The 19,461-nt window shown below is 69.3% G+C and carries 20 protein-coding genes and 1 pseudogene; 6 read left to right on the top strand and 15 right to left on the bottom strand.

Annotation, left to right across the window (positions count from 1 at the left end; translation table 11 throughout):
- The 12 genes from VGE03_RS08270 to VGE03_RS08215 form a co-directional block, all read right to left on the bottom strand.
- Entirely contained in the window at window positions 1-309 is a 309-nt protein-coding gene (locus VGE03_RS08270) for a hypothetical protein (protein ID WP_331046006.1), read from the bottom strand.
- Window positions 310-318: 9 nt separating this feature from the next.
- Window positions 319-942 carry a squalene/phytoene synthase family protein gene (locus VGE03_RS08265; RefSeq protein WP_331046005.1) on the bottom strand — a complete coding sequence of 208 codons (624 nt, stop codon included), beginning with the start codon at window positions 940-942 and terminating at the stop codon, window positions 319-321.
- Window positions 943-1,015: 73 nt separating this feature from the next.
- The gene (gene secF, locus VGE03_RS08260; RefSeq protein ID WP_331046004.1) at window positions 1,016-2,002 is read right to left on the bottom strand and encodes a protein translocase subunit SecF; all 987 of its coding nucleotides are present in this window, start codon (window positions 2,000-2,002) and stop codon (window positions 1,016-1,018) included.
- Entirely contained in the window at window positions 2,002-3,591 is a 1,590-nt protein-coding gene (gene secD / locus VGE03_RS08255; RefSeq protein ID WP_331046003.1) for a protein translocase subunit SecD, read from the bottom strand. The genes secF and secD overlap by 1 nt, the downstream gene beginning before the upstream one ends.
- A gap of 31 nt (window positions 3,592-3,622) precedes the next feature.
- Window positions 3,623-3,928, bottom strand: coding sequence for a preprotein translocase subunit YajC (yajC, locus tag VGE03_RS08250; RefSeq protein WP_331046002.1), 306 nt, complete (start codon window positions 3,926-3,928; stop codon window positions 3,623-3,625).
- Between the two features lie 119 nt (window positions 3,929-4,047).
- Window positions 4,048-5,223 (bottom strand): M23 family metallopeptidase, encoded by a 1,176-nt coding sequence (locus VGE03_RS08245; protein ID WP_331046001.1) that lies wholly within the window; start codon window positions 5,221-5,223, stop codon window positions 4,048-4,050.
- Window positions 5,224-5,424: 201 nt separating this feature from the next.
- Window positions 5,425-6,069: a protein-L-isoaspartate(D-aspartate) O-methyltransferase gene (locus VGE03_RS08240; protein ID WP_331046000.1), complete on the bottom strand. Its 645-nt coding sequence runs from the start codon at window positions 6,067-6,069 to the stop codon at window positions 5,425-5,427.
- Window positions 6,066-6,857, bottom strand: a complete 792-nt coding sequence (gene surE, locus VGE03_RS08235) for a 5'/3'-nucleotidase SurE (RefSeq protein ID WP_331045999.1) — start codon at window positions 6,855-6,857, stop codon at window positions 6,066-6,068. Before surE ends, VGE03_RS08240 begins: the two co-directional genes overlap by 4 nt.
- 82 nt (window positions 6,858-6,939) lie before the next feature.
- Window positions 6,940-7,353 carry a hypothetical protein gene (locus tag VGE03_RS08230; protein ID WP_331045998.1) on the bottom strand — a complete coding sequence of 138 codons (414 nt, stop codon included), beginning with the start codon at window positions 7,351-7,353 and terminating at the stop codon, window positions 6,940-6,942.
- A gap of 146 nt (window positions 7,354-7,499) precedes the next feature.
- Window positions 7,500-9,014 (bottom strand): serine--tRNA ligase, encoded by a 1,515-nt coding sequence (gene serS, locus VGE03_RS08225; protein ID WP_331045997.1) that lies wholly within the window; start codon window positions 9,012-9,014, stop codon window positions 7,500-7,502.
- Window positions 9,015-9,322: 308 nt separating this feature from the next.
- Window positions 9,323-10,126 (bottom strand): thiazole synthase, encoded by an 804-nt coding sequence (locus tag VGE03_RS08220; RefSeq protein WP_331045996.1) that lies wholly within the window; start codon window positions 10,124-10,126, stop codon window positions 9,323-9,325.
- 39 nt (window positions 10,127-10,165) lie between these two features.
- A complete protein-coding gene (locus VGE03_RS08215) occupies window positions 10,166-12,580 on the bottom strand; it encodes a membrane-bound PQQ-dependent dehydrogenase, glucose/quinate/shikimate family (protein WP_331045995.1) in 2,415 nt (804 codons plus the stop codon).
- A 198-nt stretch (window positions 12,581-12,778) separates the two neighbouring features.
- Between VGE03_RS08215 and VGE03_RS08210 the strand changes: the two genes are divergently transcribed.
- Complete coding sequence (locus VGE03_RS08210) at window positions 12,779-14,218, top strand: vWA domain-containing protein (protein ID WP_331045994.1); 1,440 nt, start codon at window positions 12,779-12,781, stop codon at window positions 14,216-14,218.
- 6 nt (window positions 14,219-14,224) lie between these two features.
- On the opposite strand, the gene thiS is transcribed toward VGE03_RS08210, so the two are convergent.
- Window positions 14,225-14,422, bottom strand: coding sequence for a sulfur carrier protein ThiS (gene thiS / locus VGE03_RS08205; protein ID WP_331045993.1), 198 nt, complete (start codon window positions 14,420-14,422; stop codon window positions 14,225-14,227).
- Between the two features lie 99 nt (window positions 14,423-14,521).
- Between thiS and aroQ the strand changes: the two genes are divergently transcribed.
- The 4 genes from aroQ (at window position 14,522) to aat (ending at window position 17,573) form a co-directional block, all read left to right on the top strand.
- A complete protein-coding gene (aroQ, locus tag VGE03_RS08200) occupies window positions 14,522-14,989 on the top strand; it encodes a type II 3-dehydroquinate dehydratase (protein ID WP_331045992.1) in 468 nt (155 codons plus the stop codon).
- A 19-nt stretch (window positions 14,990-15,008) separates the two neighbouring features.
- Window positions 15,009-15,515: an acetyl-CoA carboxylase biotin carboxyl carrier protein gene (gene accB, locus VGE03_RS08195; protein ID WP_331045991.1), complete on the top strand. Its 507-nt coding sequence runs from the start codon at window positions 15,009-15,011 to the stop codon at window positions 15,513-15,515.
- A gap of 3 nt (window positions 15,516-15,518) precedes the next feature.
- Window positions 15,519-16,871 carry an acetyl-CoA carboxylase biotin carboxylase subunit gene (gene accC, locus VGE03_RS08190; RefSeq protein WP_331045990.1) on the top strand — a complete coding sequence of 451 codons (1,353 nt, stop codon included), beginning with the start codon at window positions 15,519-15,521 and terminating at the stop codon, window positions 16,869-16,871.
- A 96-nt stretch (window positions 16,872-16,967) separates the two neighbouring features.
- Window positions 16,968-17,573, top strand: coding sequence for a leucyl/phenylalanyl-tRNA--protein transferase (gene aat / locus VGE03_RS08185; protein WP_414644914.1), 606 nt, complete (start codon window positions 16,968-16,970; stop codon window positions 17,571-17,573).
- On the opposite strand, the gene VGE03_RS08180 is transcribed toward aat, so the two are convergent.
- Both VGE03_RS08180 and VGE03_RS08175 read right to left on the bottom strand, forming a co-directional pair.
- Entirely contained in the window at window positions 17,540-18,187 is a 648-nt protein-coding gene (locus VGE03_RS08180; protein ID WP_331045988.1) for a DUF2155 domain-containing protein, read from the bottom strand. The genes aat and VGE03_RS08180 overlap by 34 nt on opposite strands.
- A complete protein-coding gene (locus VGE03_RS08175; RefSeq protein ID WP_331045987.1) occupies window positions 18,184-18,576 on the bottom strand; it encodes an NADH:ubiquinone oxidoreductase subunit NDUFA12 in 393 nt (130 codons plus the stop codon). The genes VGE03_RS08180 and VGE03_RS08175 overlap by 4 nt, the downstream gene beginning before the upstream one ends.
- Window positions 18,577-18,780: 204 nt before the next feature.
- Here VGE03_RS08175 and VGE03_RS08170 point away from each other — a divergent pair.
- A pseudogene (locus VGE03_RS08170) lies at window positions 18,781-19,461 on the top strand (TSCPD domain-containing protein); the annotation flags it as partial.

Below are 19,461 nucleotides of genomic sequence, written 5' to 3'. Positions count from 1 at the left end.
TCAGGCCTTGCCGTCGGCCAGACGAATGAACTGGACCGCGCCGTATCCACCCAGGCCGAGCAGCGCCAGGGTGACGATGATCGGGGCCTCTCCGGCCGGATAGCGCAGGATCGACATCCAGTACCACTGGAAGCCCGCGAAGGCCGCCATGGTCAGGAGCCAGGGCGCATAGGCCAGCTTGAAGGCCCGGGCGAAGCCGCGCGGGGGCGTGCCTCCGTTGCGCATGAAAAAGCCGGTGACGGCGGCGGGCGCGGCGGCCAGGCCGAAGACCTGTCCCAGCAGCAGAATGATATCGGCGAAGGCGGCCATGGGCCCTCCTCAGATCCGGCCGCGCGCGGTGGCGGCCACCAGCTTGAGGCGTTTCAGGAACTCGGGCGCGTCGGGCGCGGTCAGGGCCGCCGACGCCACCGCGGGGAAGGCTTCGACAGGCAAGGCTTTCAGGGCCGAATTGGCCTGACACCGGAGCGCCTTCGCCTCGTCCTTGCGGCCGGTCTGGGACAGGCCGCGCACCCGCCCCGCATCGACGACGGCGGCGTCGTGGCCCGCGCCGGCCAGCACACGGACAGCCAGTTGCATCGGCCCGACATAGAAGGCGTCCAGATCGTGCGGCTCCCCGTGCACCCGGCCGATGTGCGCCTCGATCAGGGCGTCGAACGGCGCGCGCGGCAGGTCATGCCGGGCCGCGAGATCGGTCAGGGCTTCCAGCACCGGATGGCCCTTGCGGGCGACGCCGCTGAACACCCCGTCCATCTGCTCGGCCCACCAGGTGAAGCGCATCTCGGCCAGCAGGGGCTGGGTGACGCGCGACGGAATGGCCATCAGTTCCGCCTCGAGGGCGTACAGGGCGACCAGATCCGCACGCGCCTGCGTGTCGGCGACGAACCGGCTGGCCAGCCAGCGGTCCGGGTCGGCGTCTCGCACCTGTGCGTCGAGGTCGGTCATCGGTCCTTCACATGCGAAACGGGGCGGATCGTCAGACCCGCCCCGTCAGATCAGTCTGGCTTCACGGGCCGGATCAGGGCTGCGAGGCCATACCCAGCTTGATCGGCTTGGCGTCGTCCAGCGAGCCGCGCTTCACGCCCCACAGCAGGATGATCGGCGCGCCGACATAGATCGACGAATAGGTGCCGATGATGATGCCGAACATCAGGGCGATCGAGAAGCCGAACAGGGCCTCACCGCCGAAGAAGGCCAGCGCCGCCAGCACCATCACGGCCGTGACGCCGGTGATGATCGTCCGCGACAGGGTCTCGTTCAGCGACAGGTCGATCACGTCGCGCAGCGGCATGGTCTTGTACTTGCGCAGGTTCTCGCGAAGGCGGTCGAACACGACGACGGTGTCGTTCATCGAGTAGCCGATGACGGTCAGGATCGCGGCAACCATGGTCAGGCTGAACTCGAGGCGGAACAGCACGATCAGGCCGAAGGTCAGGATCACGTCGTGAACCAGACCGGCCACGGCGCCGAAGCCGAACTGCGGCTCGAAGCGGAACCAGATGTACAGGAACATCAGGACGATGGCCGAGCCGAGCGCCAGCAGGCCCGACTGGAACAGCTCGCCCGACACCTTGGAGCCGACGACGTTCACACCCGAATAGGTGACCTCGCCGGTCGCCTGGGTGATGGCGGTCTCGACCTGGTTGACCACGGCGGTCTGGTCGCGGCCTTCCGGCACCTGGAAGCGGACGATGGCGGTCGAGCCGTCATCGACGTTGGTGTCGCGCCGGGCGATGCCCTGCACGCCGACGTCGCCGAGGTCGAGGTTGCTCACCGCACCGCGGATCTGTTCCAGATTGATCGTCTGGCCGGCCGGCTTGGACACTTCCAGCGAGGCGCCGCCCCGGAAGTCGATGCCCATGTTCAGACCCGGCACGAAACAGCCGACGATCGCGGCCACGCACAGGATCACCGAGATGAAGGCCGCGGGCTTCGCATAGCGGACGAAGCGGAAATTGGTCTTCTGCGGCAGCAGTTTGATGAGGGGCCATCCACGCATCGCCATCACTCCGCGATCGGCAGTTTCTTGGGTTTGGCCGTCTTCAGCCAGAAGGCCAGCAGCACCTGGGCCACCAGCACGGACGACAGGACCGAGGTGAACACCCCGATCGACAGCGTCCAGGCGAAGCCGCGCACCGGGCCGGCGCCGAACACGAACATGATGGCGGCGGCCACCAGGGTCGTGACGTTGGCGTCGACGATGGTGCCCATGGCCTTGTTGAAGCCGGCGTCCATCGAGGCGATCACGCTGCGGCCCGCCCGGGCCTCGTCACGCATCCGCTCGTAGATCAGCACGTTGGCGTCGACCGCGACCGCGAAGGTCAGGATCAGGCCGGCGATGCCGGGCAGGGTCAGGGTCGCCTGGGTCAGGCTCATGGCCGCCACGATCAGCAGGCCGTTCAGCACCAGGCCGATCACCGACACCCCGCCGAACAGCAGGCCGTAGGACAGGATCATGAAGGCCACGATGATCGCGAAGCCGATGGCGGTCGACAGGGCGCCCGCGGCGACCGCGTCCTCGCCCAGTTCGGCCGAGACAGTCCGGCGTTCCTCGACCTTCAGCGGAGCCGGAAGGGCGCCGCCGTTCAGCAGGTTCACCATCTCCGAGGCTTCCTGGATCGAGAACTGACCCTCGATGATGCCCGAGCCGCCGGTGATGGCGCTGTTGATGCGCGGGGCCGAGATGACCTTGCCGTCCAGGATGATGGCGAAGGGCCGGCCGATGTTGGCGGCGGTCGCCTCGGCGAAGCGGCGGGCGCCGGCGCCGTCGAAGCGGAAGCCGATGGCGGTGCGCTGGTTCTGGTCGGTCGTGACCTCGGCCTTGGTCAGGTTTTCACCCGAGACGAGGATCCGGCGCTTGACCAGATAGGGGTTGCCCTGGGCGTCGGCCAGAAGCTCGGCGTCCGGCGGGATCACGCCGCTCTGCAGGGCCAGCGCCTGGTTGTCGACGTCGACCATCTGGAAGGTCAGCTGGGCCGTCTGGCCGATCAGGCGTTCCAGTTCGGCCGGGTCGCTCTGGCCCGGAGCCTGGACGACGATGCGATCGACACCCTGACGGGTGATGGCGATCTCCTTGGTGCCGCTGCTGTCCAGACGGCGGCGCACGACCTCGATCGACTGGGTGACCGCGTCCGCCGCCATGGCGTTCATGGTCGCCTCGGTGAACGAGTAGCGAATGGTGTTGTCGCCCTGACGCTGGACCTGACGGTCAGCGACGCCCTGCGGGCCGGCGGCGATCAGGGCGCGCATCGCCTGCTGGGCCAGTTCCATCTGGCCTTGGTCGGACAGGGTGACGATCACCCCGTCGCGCTGACGCACGATGGTGCTGACGCCGACGTTGGCCTCGCCCAGAACCGTGCGGGCGTCTTCGGCCAGGTTGTTCAGGCGCTTCTCGCGCATCGCCGGAACGTCGACTTCCAGCAGCAGGTACGAGCCGCCCTGAAGGTCGAGACCGAGGTTCAGGTTGTTCTTCGGCAACCAGCCCGGCAGGGCCTCCCGCTGGGCAGGGGTCAGCAGGTTGGGCGCCGCGAACAGCAGGCCGAACACCAGGGACAGGGCGAGAAGAATGATCTTCCAGCGCGAGAGATGGATCATGCGGGCGGCCCCGAACCTTTCAACAGACCGATCAGGCCTTGGCGTCGTTGGCGGCGACCGCCGTGCGGTTGCGAATGTCGGCGATCATCGACTTGATGACGGGGACGTTCACGCCCTGCGAGATTTCGACCATGACCTGGTCGCTCTCGACGCGGGTCACCTTGCCGATCATCCCGTTCGACAGCACGACCGAGTCGCCGCGCTTGACGCCCTCGATCATCGCCTTGTGCTTCTTCATCTGCTGCTGCTGCGGGCGGATCATGAGGAAGTAGAACAGGACGATCATCGGGATGATGAAAATGAAGGTCCCGAACGGTCCAGCCAGAAGTTCCTGCACTTTGATCTCCGAAAAGCGCCGGGCGCGCCTCGGCGCCGCCCCCTTAAAATGAGGCGCGGAACCTAGGGCGCGTCGTTACACTTTGCAACGCGGCGCTACAGCGCGCCGGGACGCCTGCGTTATCGCGGCAACACGGTCAGCGGATCGACGGCAGACGGGGTGTCGCCGCGCACGCGCCAGGTCTCGAAATGAATGGACGGGCGGCCGTCGCCGGCGGTCGTGCCGACGGTGCCCACCTGCTGGCCGGCCATGATCTCGTCGCCGTCGCGCACCACGGCCGAGCCGAGATGGCCGTAGACCGTGCGCCAGCCGTCGCGGTGCACCACGAGGACCGTCAGCCCCTGCCCCGCCAGATCGTCGCCGACATAGCCGACGCGACCGGCCGCCGCGGCGCGCACCTCGGCGCCGGCCGGGGCGCCGATGTTGATGCCGTTGTTGCGCTCGCCCATGCCGACCGGGCCGAAGCGGCGCAGGATGTCGCCCCGCACGGGCCAGTCCAGCCCCACCGAGGTTCCGGCGGGCGGCGCGGCCACCGGCGGCGCGACCGCGGCGGGCTGGCGCGGCGGCGGGAGCGTGTTCGCCGGCGGCGGCGGAGGCGGCGGAGGCGGCACGCCCTCTTCCGGCACGCTGACGCCATAGGGCGACGGACCGGTGGCGTAGGGGTCGCCGCCGATATCCACCGCGCCCTGCGGCAGGATGATCCGCTGGCCGGGCGAGATGTCGGCGCGGGGGCCGAGGCCGTTCAGGTCGATCAGCGTCTGGACCGGGGTCTGGAAGCGGCGGCCGATGCCCGAGATCGTGTCGCCCGGCTGGATTTCATAGGCGGCGCCGGCGGTCGCCGGGCCGCGCGCAGGCGGCGGCGGGGCGCTGAAGCCTTCGGACGCCGGACCGGCGGCCGGACGGTTGGCGGGGGGCGCGTTCGACGCAGGCGGAGGCGGCGCGGCGTAGGGCGCATCGTTCGGCACCTCGGTGTACGGGCGCGCGGGGACGTCGGTGTAGGGACGCGGACCGGTCGACACCGGCGCCGACAGCTCTCCCCCCTCGATGGCTTCGACCGGCGCGCCGCGCGGCGGCGGCGCCTCGCGGGCCGGATCGGTGGGGCCGCGGACGCCCTCGCCGGTCGGAACCGGGCGGGTCGGATACACGGGACCCGTCGGCGCGGCGGGCGCCGGTCCGTTCGGCTCGTCGGCGTAGATCGAATAGCGCGGCTCGCGCGGATAGCTGGAACAGGCCGCCAGAAGGCTCATCGCCCCCAGCACCGTCAGGATGCGCACACCGCCGCCCATTCGTTTCATTCGCCCGCTCCGCTTCTGCGCCCGACCTGTCGGGCCGACCTGACCCGGTAAACCGCGCCAAAGTTGGGCGGGAAGGTTAATCAAAGCTTGCCGCAGCCGCATCAAGGCTCGAGCGAAAGCAGGCAGATCGCAAAGGTTTGGCTCCTGACGCGCTCAAGCAGCGAGCGGCCGCGCCGCGAGCGGTAGCGCAACGAAGGAGTTTCACCCCTCCTTGGCGGTGCCCTCGACCAGCGGAACGAACCGCACCTCGGTCAGGCTTTCGCGGCGGAAGCTGCCGTCGGGCTGGCCGACGTAGCGATGCAGCATCTGCACCGAGCTGCGTCCCACCGGGCAGACCAGCACGCCGCCGGGCTTCAGCTGCTTGAGCAGTTCGGTCGGCTCGCCGGGCGCGGCGGCGGTGACCATGATGCGGTCGAAGGGCGCCTGCTCGGGCCAGCCCAGCCCGCCGTCGCCGTGGCGGGTGATGACGTTGTCGATGTCCAGAACCCGCAGCCGGTTCTCGGCCTCGGTCAGCAGGCTGCGATAGCGTTCGACCGAATAGACATAGCGCGCCAGACGGCTCAGCACGGCGGCCTGGTAGCCGCTGCCGGTGCCGATCTCGAGCACCCGGTGGCGTTGCTGGACGTCCAGCGCCTGGGTCATCAGGCCGACGATATAGGGCTGGCTGATCGTCTGGGCGCAGTCGATCGGCAGGGCCTGGTCTTCCCACGCCTGATCGAGGAATTTCTCGTGCACGAAGACCGCGCGGTCGATCGACTCCATGGCGGTCAGCACACGGGGATCGGTCACCCCCTGCTGGCGCAACCCGAGGATCAGTCGTCCGGCGCGGTCGTCGTTGAGCTTCATTCCGCCGCCACCACCTTGGGCGGAGCGCCGCCCAGCACCTTCTTCAGGTCGTTGACGCTGGACATGTGGGTCAGGTCGATGTGCAGCGGCGAGACCGAGATGCGGCCTTCGTCCATGGCGCGCAGGTCCGTGCCTTCGGCGTGCTCCTGCTTCTCGCCGCGGAAGCTCATCCAGTAGTAGTCGCGGCCGCGCAGGTCGGTGCGGCGCACGGCGTGCATCTCGCCGATGTCGCGGAAGCCCTGACGGGTCACCTCGACCTGTGTCACGTCTTCTGGCCGGCGGTTGGGGAAGTTCAGGTTCATCACCACGCCCGGCGCCCATTTCTGCTCCAGCAGACGGCTGATGATCCCGGGGGCGAAGGCCTCGGCGGTCTCCCAGTGGGCGGTCACCTCGTCGTGGAAGCGCTCGAGACTCTGGCTCAGGGCGATCGAGCGGATGCCGAAGGCCATGCCCTGCAGGGCTCCGGCCACGGTGCCGGAGTAGGAGCAGTCCTCGCCGACATTGTGCCCGCGATTGACGCCGGACAGCACCAGGTCGGGCTTCTCGGGCATCAGGTCATTGACCGCCAGCACCACGCAATCGGTCGGCGTCCCGGTCACGGCGAAGCGCTGCGGACCCAGCCGGTTGACGCGCAGGGGCTCGGTCAGGGTGATGCCCCGCCCCTTCCCCGACTGCTCGACGGCGGGGGCGCAGACCCAGATGTCGTCGGACAGCGTCCGCGCGATGCGTTCCAGACACTCAAGGCCCTCGGCCTCGATGCCGTCGTCGTTGGTCAGCAGGATTCTCATGATCGCCCTGACCTAACGCCAAGCCCGATCCGGCGCATCTGAAAAATCCCGAACTCGCGACCCGCGAGCCCGGAACAGCCCCCTAGCGCAGCGCTTCGGCGCGATCGGCCAGGATCACCACGTCGCGGCGGCAGGCGTTGATGATGTTCGAGCCCTGCCAGTCCAGGGTCTCGGCGCCGGTGCGGTCGGCCCAGGCGGCGGTGCGGCCGTACAGGCGGATCTTCATGCCGTTCAGGTCGCCGGCGGCGCGTTGCGGGTTGCGCGGCAGGGCGGCGCTGACGCAGTCGGCGGGCAGGCCGCGGGCGAGGTCGCGCTGCTGGGCGTACAGGCGGATTTCACCCCCCTCGACCCGGGCCCAGCCCTCGAAGGTGGTTGCGGAAGCGTCCACCCAAGACGGGGCCGGCGCGACATTGCCGCCGGTCGAGGCGCAGGCTCCGAGGGTCGCGGCCGCCGCGACAATCAGGGCGGCGGGGGCAAGGCGGGCGATCATGCGCATTTCGGTCTTCCTCTGGCTCGTCTCCCGGCCGGGAGACCTCGCTATGGACCCGACCGGCGCGACATCCTGATGACGCCCCGGTCCGTTCCTCTCGCAATGCCTGACGCCGCCGACGGCTCCACGCCTTGCCGGCGACGCGCGAAAAATCAGCCGCCGACCGAGGTCAGGCCGCCCATGTAGGGGACCAGGACGTCCGGCACGCGGATGGAGCCGTCGTCCTGCTGGTAGTTCTCCATGATCGCCACCAGCGTGCGGCCGACCGCGAGGCCCGAGCCGTTCAGGGTGTGGACGAACTCGGTCTTCTTCTCGCCGTCGCGCTTGAAGCGGGCGTCCATGCGGCGGGCCTGGAAGTCGCCGCAGTTCGAGCAGGAGCTGATCTCGCGATACATGCCCTGCGACGGCAGCCAGACCTCGAGGTCGTAGGTCTTGCGGGCCGAGAAGCCCATGTCGCCCTTGCACAGCAGCATCTTGCGGTAGGGCAGTTCCAGCGCCTGCAGGATGCCCTCGGCGCAGCCGACCATCCGCTCGTGCTCGGCGTCAGAATCCTCCGGGCGGGTGATGGAGACCAGCTCGACCTTGGTGAACTGGTGCTGGCGGATCAGGCCGCGGGTGTCACGCCCGGCCGAACCGGCCTCGGCCCGGAAGCAGGGCGTCAGGGCGGTCATGCGGATGGGTTCGGCCAACTCGCTCTCGGGCAGGATCTGCTCGCGGACGAGGTTGGTCAGGGAGACTTCGGCGGTGGGGATGAGGTAGCGGCGGTCCGAGAACCCACCAGCCGAAATCTTCTTCAACATCACCGGAGCATGGCTCTCGATAAAGGTGTGTTTGAAGTGCTCGAAAGCTCCTCGCCAAGCGGCATCCACGTCTTCAGGCGCTAAGTCCCGCTCAAGCTGCAAGCGGATGTCGGCGAGTTGCTGATCGTCTTCCGCGCGAGCGGGCTCAGCCAAAGCCCTAGCGTAGTCGTTTACGGCTTCCCAGTTCGTTGTGTCAGTCCTGAAGAGATCGTCTTCAAACTTCGGCAACTGCCCTGTTCCGAACATCGCCTCGCCGCGAACGAGATAAGGCGGGTTCACTTCCAGATAGCCGTTCTTGTCGGTCTGGGTGTCCAGCATGAACTGGCCGACGGCCCGCTCCAGACGCGCCAGCTGGCCCTTGATCACGGCAAAGCGCGAGCCGCTCATCTTCGCGGCGGCCTCGAAGTCGAGCAGGCCGAGGGCCTCGCCGAGGTCGGCGTGATCCTTGGCCGGGCCGGTTTCGCGGGGCGCGCCCCAGCGGCTGACCTCGACGTTGCCCGCCTCGTCCTCGCCGTCCGGAACGTCGTCGGCGGCGATGTTCTTCAGCCCGGCCAGCAGGTCGCGCAGTTCCTTGCCGACGTTGGCTTCAACGTCCTCGGCGGCGGCGATGTCGCCCTTGAGCGCCTCGACCTCGGCCTTCAGGCGGTCGGCCTCGGCCATGTCCTTCTTCGCCATGGCGGCGCCGATCAGCTTGGACGTGGCGTTCCGCTTCGACAGGGCGTCCTGCCCGGTCGTCTGGGCGTGGCGCAGTTCCTTGTCGAGCCGCAGCAGGTCGGCGACCAGCCCGTCGGCGCCCTCGACCCCGCGCGACGACCAGCCGCTCACGAAGGCGGCGGGATTGTCACGGATGGCGCGGATGTCGTGCATGGCTGGGTCTCTTGGTTTGGAAGCGATGCTCTAGCGGGCGACGGGGTTTCCGCCAAGGCTGGCGGCTGTGATCGTAGCGGGCCCGGGCTCACCTCTCCATCGCCCCTTCAAGGCGATGGGGAGGACAGATCGCGCAGCGATCAGGAGGGGGCGGCGCAGCCGTTTGACGTTGGCCCGCCGACACCGGCGTTCGAGCCCCCTCTTGCCCTGACGGCGCCGCCCTCACCTGACTGTCGCTCGCGCGCCGGTCTGCCCTCTCCATTCGCTCGAGGGCGAATGGAGAGGTGAGCGATCACCGCATGAAGGTCCTAGATCAGTCCCGACAGCGGCGAGCTGGCGCTGGCGTACATCCGGCGCGGCATGCGCCCGGCCAGATAGCCCTGACGGCCGGCGATCACGGCGTGCTTCATGGCGCTGGCCATCAGGATGGGGTCATTGGCGCCGGCGATGGCGGTGTTCATCAGCACCGCGTCGCAGCCCAGCTCCATCGCCAGGGTCGCGTCCGAGGGCGTGCCGACGCCCGCGTCGACCAGCACCGGCACCTTGGCCTGCTCGATGATCAAGCGGATGTTGACCTTGTTCTGGATGCCCAGACCCGAGCCGATCGGGGCGGCGGCGGGCATGATGGCGGCGGCGCCCGCGTCTTCCAGACGCTTGGCCATGACCACGTCGTCGGTGCAGTAGACCATGACCTGGAAGCCGTCCTTGATCAGCAGGTCCAGCGCCCGCAGGGTCTCGACCATGTCCGGATACAGGTGCGCGGTGTCCGACAGCACCTCCAGTTTCACCAGATCCCAGCCGCCCGCCTCGCGCGCCAGCCGCAGGGTCCGCACCGCGTCCTCGCCGGTGAAACAGCCGGCGGTATTGGGCAGGAAGGTGAAGCGGTCCGGCTTCACATAGTCGACCAGCAGCGGCTGGTTCGGATCGGTCAGGTTCACCCGGCGCACGGCCACGGTGACGATCTCGGCGCCCGCCGCCTCGGCCGCCTCGGCGTTCTGCTGATAGGTCGCATACTTCCCGGTGCCGACGATCAGCCGGCTGTTGAAGGTGCGGCCGGCGACGGTCCAGCTGTCGTTCGTGGCGGAGGCGGAAACGGGGGCATGTGCGTTCATGCCCCCGCTCCTACGCCTTCAACCGCCTCGTTTGAACCCTCAGACTTGAGGAAGCGCCCAGGCGATCACCTCGTCCGACACCGGGGTCTCCATGAAGTGGTGGCCGCCCGGGGCGAGGACCAGGAACTGGCGGCCTCCTGCCTCATAGACCATGGGCGTCGCCTGCCCGCCGCCCGGCAGGCGGTCGGTCCACAGGGTCTTGCCGGTCTTCAGGTCGATGGCGCGGATCAGATCGTCCGTCGCCGCCGCGATGAAGACCACCCCGCCCGCCGTCACGACCGCCCCGCCGTTGTTCGGGGTGCCGATCTCGATGGGCAGCATGGACGGGATGCCGAACGGGCCGTTCTTCAGGGCCTGCCCCAGCGGGCGGTCCCAGATCGTGTGGCCCGAGCGCAGGTCGATGGCCCGGATGCCGCCGTACGGAGGCTCCTTGCACAGCAGGCCGGTGAAGGGCATCCGCCAGCCGGCATTGACGCTGATCGCATAGGGCGCGCCCGCCTGCGGGTCCCCTGCCCCCTCGGCGCCGCCCTTGCGGGCGTTGGGCTCGCCGCGCGGAGCCCAGCCGCGACGGTCGGCTTCCTCGCGCGGGACCAGCCGGTTGTAGTTGGGCATGTCGTTGTAGTTGGCGACGATCACGCCGCGCGCCGGATCGACGGCGACGCCGCCCCAGTCCGAGCCGCCGTTGTAGCCCGGATACTGGATGTACCGGCGATCCGCCGTCGGCGGGGTGTAGAAGCCCTCGTAGGCGGCGCTGCGGAACTGGATGCGGCAGATCATCTGGTCGATCGGCGACATGCCCCACATCTGCTTCTCGGAGAGGTCCTCCGGGCGGCGCAGGGTGTGGTAGCCGCTGGTCCGCTGGGTGGCCGTGCGCATCTGCGGCTCGACGCCGCCGCGCGGGGCGCGGATTTCATTGACCGGGGTCAGCGGCTGGCCGGTGGCGCGGTTCAGCACATAGATGTCGCCCTGCTTCGACGGCAGCACGACCGCCGGAACCGGACCGCCCGCGGTCGGGAAGTCCACCAACGTCGCCTGCGAGCCGAGGTCATAGTCCCAGACGTCGTGGCGCACCGTCTGGAAATGCCAGCGCGGCTTGCCGGTCGTGACGTCCAGCGCCACCAGCGAGGTCGCATAGTCGAGCTGCTGCCCACGGCGATCGGCGCTGACATAGTCGGCGGCGGTCGAGCCCAGCGGCAGATAGACCAGCCCCAGACGCTCGTCGCCCGAGGCCGTGGTCCACATATTGGGCGTGCCCAGGGTGTATATCTGGCCTTCCGGCGGGGTGGTGTTGATATCCGGGCGGTTCATGTCCCACGCCCAGCGCAGCTGGCCGGTGACGGCGTCGAAGCCCTTGATCACGCCCGACGGTGCCTCGCGGTACTGGCCGTCGAGGATCTGGTGGCCGGTGACCACCACGCCGCGCACGATGGTCGGGGCCGAGGTGATCGAGACCATGCCGGGGATCAGGCGGCCCATGTTGGCCGAGGTGTCGACCTGGCCGTTCTGGCCGAAGGCGGCGCAGCGTTGGCCGGTGCGGGCGTCCACGGCGATCAGGCGGGCGTCCAGCGTGCCCCAGATGATGCGGGTGGCGCAGGGCTCGGTCGCGACGGCGTTCGGCACGACGTAGTAGCTGACGCCCCGGCAGGCCGCCGTGTAGGGGATGTTGTCGTCGCTGACCTGAGGGTCATGCTTCCAGAGGTTCCGGCCGGTGGCAGCGTCCACGGCCAGCACCATGTTCTTGCCGGTGCAGATGTAGAGGGTGTTCCCGACCTTCAGCGGGGTGTTCTCGGAGGCGTACTTGTTCTGAGCGCCCGGCCGGTCGCCCGGAAGATCCCCGGTGTGCAGGCTCCAGACCCGCTCCAGCCGCCCGACGTTCTCCGGCGTGATCTGGGTCAGGGGCGAATAGCGCTGGGCATGATAGGTGCCGCCATAGGCTGGCCAGTCGGCGCCCACCGGCAGGGCGTCCGGATCACTGGACGCGATCTGCTGCGCCGCGGGGATGTCGCCGTCAACATGAACCCTGGCGGCATTGGCCGAGGCCACGCCGCCGATCATCAGCAACGCCAGCAGGCCGACCGCGCCGCCCGCCGCCCAGACCTTGCCGCGTCCGGGCTTCAGGACCGGCAGGGTCGCCAGCACGAAAGCCAGCAGCACGGCCGGGGCGATCACGCGCGGCACCAGCCCCCAGCCGTCGATGCCGACCTCCCACAGGGCCCAGAGCACGGTCAGGATGAAGACGCCGATGTAGATGAAGGCGCCTGTCAGGCTGCGCCGGGCCAACATCACCCCGCTGGCCAGCAGCCCCAGACCCGCCAGCAGATAGTACCAGGAGCCGCCCAACCCTATCAGCCAGCCGCCGCCGATGATCAGGGTCAGGCCTATGAGCGCAAGGATGACGCCCAAGGTGATGACAAGGCCTCCGACGAGGCCTCCCGGCTTGCGTTCGACGGACATGCACGCCTCCAGCGTGACTGTGGATTTGCGTGCGCAATCCCCCATCCTGTTCGGGGTTCCGGACAAAAACAGGATCAGTTACTGATCGCCGATCACAAACCGTTGCTCTGGACAGTTTCCGGCGCCTTTCGTCAGTTTTCGCCCACCACAGGTCGTGGCTGACTACAGGCCTGAGTCGTAGTCCGGAGGAGTCATCGCATGCGTGTCAGGTCCACCGTCGTCAGGAGCGCCGTGGCGATCCTTCTGGCGTCCACCGCCATCGCGACCATCAGCTGTTCGACCTCGACCGCGCCGACCATCGCCGCGCCTCCCGCGCCGCCGCCGCCTCCCCCGCCTTCTCCTCCGCCGCCTCCCCCGCCGCCGCCGGTCATGCCGGCTCCCCCGCCGCCGTCCGCGGTCTACGGGGCAGACCGGGACGAGGGAACCGAGCTGGGAGAGGTCGTGGTCACCGGCAGCCGTGTTCCGGCCGAGGGCGCCGCGGCGGCCGAAGGCGACGCCCGCATCGCCGCCTCGACCCCGGTCGCGCCCACCTCGCCGCGCAGCACCCCGCCCGCCACGCCGCGCGCCGCCCAGGCGGGCATCCTGACCGCCGGCGACTACGACGACCTCCTGAACCCGACCTGGTACGCCGACTACGTGGGCCGCTATCTGCAGGAGCAGAACGTGCGCGACCTGCCGTGGGTCGACACCCGTCAGGCGATCACCGTCTCGGTCCGCGATTCCGAAGGCCGCCCCGCGCCCTTCGTCGAGGTGTCGGTGTCCCGACCGCAGGGCGAGCCGCTTCGCCTCCGCACCCTGGCGGACGGCACCGTGGTGCTGTTCCCGGCGCTGGATAACCTCGGCCGCACCGCCGAGATCACCGTCGAGGGCCGGACCCGGCGCCTGACCGTCGGCCCGGACAGCCGGGTCGAGATCCGCACCGCCCGCCGCGCCGCCGCCGTCCGCGCCTTCGACCTGCTGATGGTCGTGGACGCCACCGGCAGCATGGGCGACGAGATGGAGTATCTGAAGCGCGAGCTGGCCTCGATCATGGCCTCGCTGGCGGAACGTCACCCGGGCGTGGACACCCGCATCGGCCTGATCGTCTATCGGGACAACGGCGACCAGTATGTCGTGCGCGACTTCCCCTTCACCGGCAACGTCGACGAGCTGGTCCGCCAGCTGGAGGCCCAGCGGGCCGACGGTGGCGGCGACTATCCGGAGGCGATGGACCAGGCGCTGGATCGCGCGATGGACTATCCGTGGCGTGACGACGCCGTGCGCTCGATCGTTCTGGTCGCCGATGCGCCGCCGCATGACGGCCAGATCGGCGCGACCTGGGATCAGGTGCAGGAGGCCCGGGCCCGCCGCATCCAGATCACGCCCGTGGCGGCCAGCGGGGTCGGCCATCGCGCCGAGTTCGTGATGCGGGCCGCCGCCGCGGCGACCCAGAGCCGCTATCTGTTCCTGACCGACGACAGCGGCGTGGGCAATCCGCACGCCACCCCGGTGGTCAAATGCTACGTCGTCACCCGTCTGGACAGCCTGCTGCGCCGGGTGCTCGACGGCCAGATCTCGGGCCGGCGCATCGAACCGACCGAGAGCGAGGTCATCCGCCGCGTCGGCCCGTATGACGATGGCGTCTGCACGCCGAAATAGCCGTCGTCAGCCGCCGCCGACGAACTGCACGACCTCGATGCGGTCGCCCTCGGCGACGGGGGTGACCGCATGCTGCGACTTCGGGACGATCTCCAGATTGCGCTCGACGGCGACCTTGCGCACGTCCAGTCCCAGCTCCTCGACCAGGGCCAGGATGGTGTCCGACCGGACCTCGCGAAGCTCGCCGTTGACCTGAATCTGCATGACCTTGCGTCAATCTTCTTGCGGCGCGCGCTTGCCTGACGCCACGCCTCAGCTAAAAGGCCCGATCCGATTCCGTCGGAACGTCACCTCTGCGAGCGAATGCCCGACAGCCCCGTCCTCTACGTCCTGAACGGCCCGAACCTCAACCTGCTTGGGGTCCGCGAGCCTGAAATCTACGGACGCGAGACCCTGGCGGACATCCAGGCGCTGTGCGAACGCACCGCTTCCGGGGCCACGGTGGTGTTCCGCCAGACCAATCACGAAGGCGAGCTGATCGACTGGGTCCAGGAGGCCCGGGAGAAGGCTGACGCGGTTGTGATCAATCCCGCCGGCTACGGCCACACCTCCGTGGCCCTGCTGGACGCCCTGAAAACGCTGACGGTTCCGATCGTCGAGTGTCATCTGTCGAATCCGGCGGCGCGCGAGCGCTTCCGGCATCGCACCTATGTGTCGGCGATCGCCGCCGGCGTGGTTTCGGGCTTCGGCCCGATGAGTTACGAACTGGCGGTCAAGGCCGCCCTCGGACTGGCGCAGGAACGCAGCCCGTCCGCGGACCGTTCGGTTTAAAGGACAACAAGAGGCTCCCATGGCCGATCCGAAGCTGAAGAACGAAGCCGATATCGACGCGACCCTGGTCCGCCAGCTCGCCGACATCCTGAACGACACCGACCTGACCGAGATCGAGGTCGAGAAGGGCGAACTGCGCATCCGCGTCGCCCGCGAAATCACCGCCGCCCCGGTGGTGCAGTACGCCGCCGCTCCGGCCCCGCTGGCCGCCGCGCCGGTCGCCGCGCCCGCCGTCGCCGCCGCGCCGGTCGCCATGGCCTCGGACCCGGCCACCATCGTCGCCCGCTCGGGTGAAGAGGTGAAGTCGCCGATGGTCGGCACCGCCTATCTGCAGGCCTCGCCGGAAGCGCCGAAGTTCGTCCAGCCGGGCGACAAGGTGAAGAAAGGCCAGACCCTGCTGATCGTCGAGGCCATGAAGACGATGAACCCGATCCAGGCGCCGCGCGACGGCGTGGTGGCCGAGGTCCTCGTCGGCGACGCCCAGCCGGTCGAGTTCGGCGAGCCCCTCGTCCTGCTCGAGGCGTAAGCCATGTTCAGCAAGGTCCTGATCGCGAACCGCGGCGAGATCGCCCTGCGGATCCACCGCGCGTGCAAGGAGATGGGCATCTCCACCGTCGCCGTGCACTCCGAAGCCGACCGCGGCGCCATGTGGGTGCGCCTGGCCGACGAGAGCGTCTGCATCGGCCCGGCCCCGGCGGCCAAGTCGTACCTGAACATCCCGTCGATCATCGCGGCCGCCGAGATCACCGGCGCCCAGGCGATCCACCCGGGCTACGGCTTCCTGTCGGAAAACGCGCGCTTCGCAGAGATCGTTGAAGCCCACGGCATGACCTTCATCGGGCCCAAGCCCGAGCACATCCGGGTCATGGGCGACAAGATCAGCGCCAAGCAGACCGTCAAGGACGCCGGCATCCCCGTCGTCCCGGGCTCTGACGGCGAGGTCGAGACCGTCGAGGCGGCCATCGAGGCCTCCAAGACCATCGGCTTCCCCCTGATCGTCAAGGCCGCCGCCGGCGGCGGCGGGCGCGGCATGAAGGTCGCCCTGACCCCCGACGATCTGGTCGAGGCGGTTCAGACCGCCCAGACCGAAGCCAAGGCCGCCTTCGGCAACGGCGCCGTCTACATGGAGCGCTACCTCCAGAAGCCGCGCCACATCGAGATCCAGGTCATCGCCGACAGCCACGGCAACGTCGTCCACCTGGGCGAACGCGACTGCTCGCTGCAGCGCCGTCACCAGAAGGTGCTGGAAGAGGCTCCGTCGCCCGCCCTGTCGGCCGAGGGCCGCCGCAAGATCGGTGAGACGGTCAACAAGGCCATCGCCGCCATCGGCTACCTTGGCGTCGGCACCATCGAGTTCCTGTGGGAAGACGGCGAGTTTTTCTTCATCGAGATGAACACCCGCCTGCAGGTCGAACACCCGGTCACCGAGATGATCACGGGCGTCGATCTGGTCCGCGAACAGGTGCGCATCGCCGCCGGCCTGCCGCTGTCCTTCACCCAGGACGACGTGACCTTCGAAGGCCACGCCATCGAGTGCCGGATCAACGCCGAGAACGCCGAGACCTTCACCCCGTCGCCGGGCACGGTCACGGACTTCCACGCGCCGGGCGGTCTGGGCGTGCGTCTGGATAGCGCCATCTACGCCGGCTATTCGATCCCGCCCTACTACGACAGCCTGATCGGCAAGCTGATCGTCCACGGCCGCGACCGCGAGGAGTGCATCGCGCGCCTGAAGCGTTCGCTGGGCGAGATGGTCGTCGGCGGCGTCGATACGACGATCCCGCTGTTCCAGAAGCTGCTGCAGGAGCCCGACATCCTGTCGGGCGACTACGACATCCACTGGCTCGAGAAGTGGGCCGCGCGTCAAAAGGGCGAAGCGTAAGGCCGCGTGGAGGAGCCGGGCTTCAGCGCCAGCGCCTCCTCCGGCCGTTTCGGCCCGGATGAACTGCTGAACTGCTACGCGACGGGCGTCTTCCCCATGGGCGAGGCGCGCGATGACCCGCGTGTGTTCCTGGTCGAACCGGACCAGCGGGGCGTCATCCCGCTGGACGGCTTCCACACCCCGACCCGCCTGCGAAAGACCGTGCGCGGCGAACCGTTCGAGGTGCGCGTCAGCACGGCCTTCGACGCGGTGCTGGACGCCTGCGCGGCCTCGATGCCCGGGCGCGAGGACACCTGGATCAACGCCCCGATCCGCAGCCTCTATCTGGAGCTTCAGGCCCGCGGCCACGCCCACTCGATCGAGTGCTGGCGGGAGGAGCGGCTGGTCGGGGGGCTTTACGGCGTCACCCTCGGCGGAGCCTTCTTCGGCGAGAGCATGTTCACGCGCGAGCGGGACGCCTCAAAGGTGGCGCTGGTGCATCTGGTGGCGCGGCTGAAGCGGGGCGGCTGGCGCCTGCTGGACGCCCAGTTCCTGACCGAGCATCTGAGCCAGTTCGGCGCCGTGGAGACGCCGCAGGCCGCCTATCTGAAACGGCTGAGGCCCACCCTGTCCGTCAGGCCCAACGTCCGGTCGCTGTTTGAGCCGATGACCGGCGCCGAGGCGATCTACTACGCCCTGCAGCCCACGACCCAGGCGTCGTAGGTCGGATGCTGCAGGCCGCTGACGGCCGGCGATGAGGCGAACATCCAGCCCCGGAAAATCTGGCGCGGGTCCGAGTTCTGCAGGGTGCCGCGCGGCTGGACGCTGACCTCAAGGTAGGCGATCGCGTCCTCGACCTGCTCGTCGGAGGCCGAAACCTCACAGGCGCGGGCGGTGAAGATCAGGGAGCGCTGGAAGCGCACCGGGCGACCGCCCACCACGACCTCGAAACGCATGCGCTCCGTCGTGACCTTGTCGACGGCCTCGATGATGGCGACGCGACGACGCTGGCGACGACCCGGCGTGGTCGAGGGCTCCGGCTGGGCCTCGGCGACTTCTTCGGCGGGTGCCTCGGCCTCGTCCTTCTTCGCCTCTTCCTCGGTCGGAGCCGTGGTCGGCGGGACCGGGACCGTGACGGCGACGGGGGCGGTCGGCGCCGGCGCCGCTTCCGGAGCCGGTTCGGCGGGCGGGGTCGCCTGACGGTTCAGGTCCGCCGTGGTGTCCTGGATCGGCCTTGCGTCCTGCGGCAGGTCGTTGAGCGCGGACGCTACAACGGCGCCTCCGGCGAGAATCGCCGTGGCGGTCAGACCTGCGAGGATCAGGCCGGAACGATTCATTCCGGGCGCCAGGCCTCATAGTCGCCGGTCGCGGCCGGGCGACGGCCCTCGGCGGACAGCGAGCCCTGCGGACGCCACGCCATCGGCGTGCCGGTCAGGTTGGGCAGGTGGTCCTTCTCCCAGGCGTGACGGTGCAGCGGCTGCTCGGTCGGCGGCTCGTCATAGGTGTAGTGCAGCCAGCCGTGCCAGTCCGGCGGCACCTTCGAGGCGTCGGCGTAGCCGTTGTAGATCACCCAGCGGCGACGGCGGCCGTCGTAGCTGATCTTGTCGCGGGCCTGATAGTAGCGGTTGCCGAACTCGTCGGTCCCGATGTGCTCGCCACGTTTGGCGATGGTGAACAGGGTGCCGATGGTGGCGCCGTCCCACCAACCGAAGATCTTGCCTAGCACGTCGGGAATTCCACTCGTCTCGCGTCGGCCGGAACACCCCGGCGACAGCGGTGCGATCATAGAAACCGCAAGGCCTCCCGTCCAGCGCAACGCATCGGAAGCGTCACTCAACATCTTGGGGGTAACCCTACCGCGCACCGCCAGATTTATTGCAGGCGGCCGGATTTCGTCGTTAGCATCGGCGAAAGCCGCCCCGAGACCTTCATGCGTCCACAGCTCCGCTTCGCCGTCCTCTCCGCCGCCGTCCGCCGCTCCGTGCGTGAAATCGAGCGCGGCGGCCGGCTGGTCGAGGTCGTGACGCCCGAGGACTGGTCCGACGCCCGCGCCGAGGCCTGGCTGGACTGGGCCGCCGACGAAAGCCTGCCGCTGGACGGCGAAGATCCGATCATCGACGCCGCGCACGCCTGGGCGGCGCGCCACGGGGCAGACGAAACCGCGGCCGCCGAACTGGCCGCGACCCTCCGGCTGGGGCTGGCCACGCCCGCCCGCCTCCAGGCGGTGTCGGGCGGAGACGCCCTGAACCTGTCCGATCCGGCCGCCGCGCGCCATCTCGGCGGCGAAACCGCCCGGCGTCGCGCGCTGCGTCTGTCTGCGGGCGCCGTGGACGCCCTCGCGACAGCCCTGACCGCGGTCAGCGAGGCAGTCAGCCGTTGCGAAGGCCCGCGTGGGGACTGCACGGATCCGGCCCACAATCCGGCGCTGGCTCGCGCCGCCCTGACCGCGCGGCGGGCCGGAGCCTCGGACGCCGATATCCTGCGCGCGATCGCCGGCGAATCATTCGAGGCCGCCCCTCGCCCCGCTCGCGCCGAAGCGCCCTGGATCGCCGTCGCCGACCGCGACCTCGCCGCCTCGGGCGCGCCTGAAGTCACCCTCGCCGCGGAAGGG

It is taken from the genome of Brevundimonas sp. (assembly GCF_036400995.1).
Taxonomy (GTDB): Bacteria; Pseudomonadota; Alphaproteobacteria; order Caulobacterales; family Caulobacteraceae; genus Brevundimonas.
This window is presented reverse-complemented; position numbering and strand designations above follow the sequence as displayed.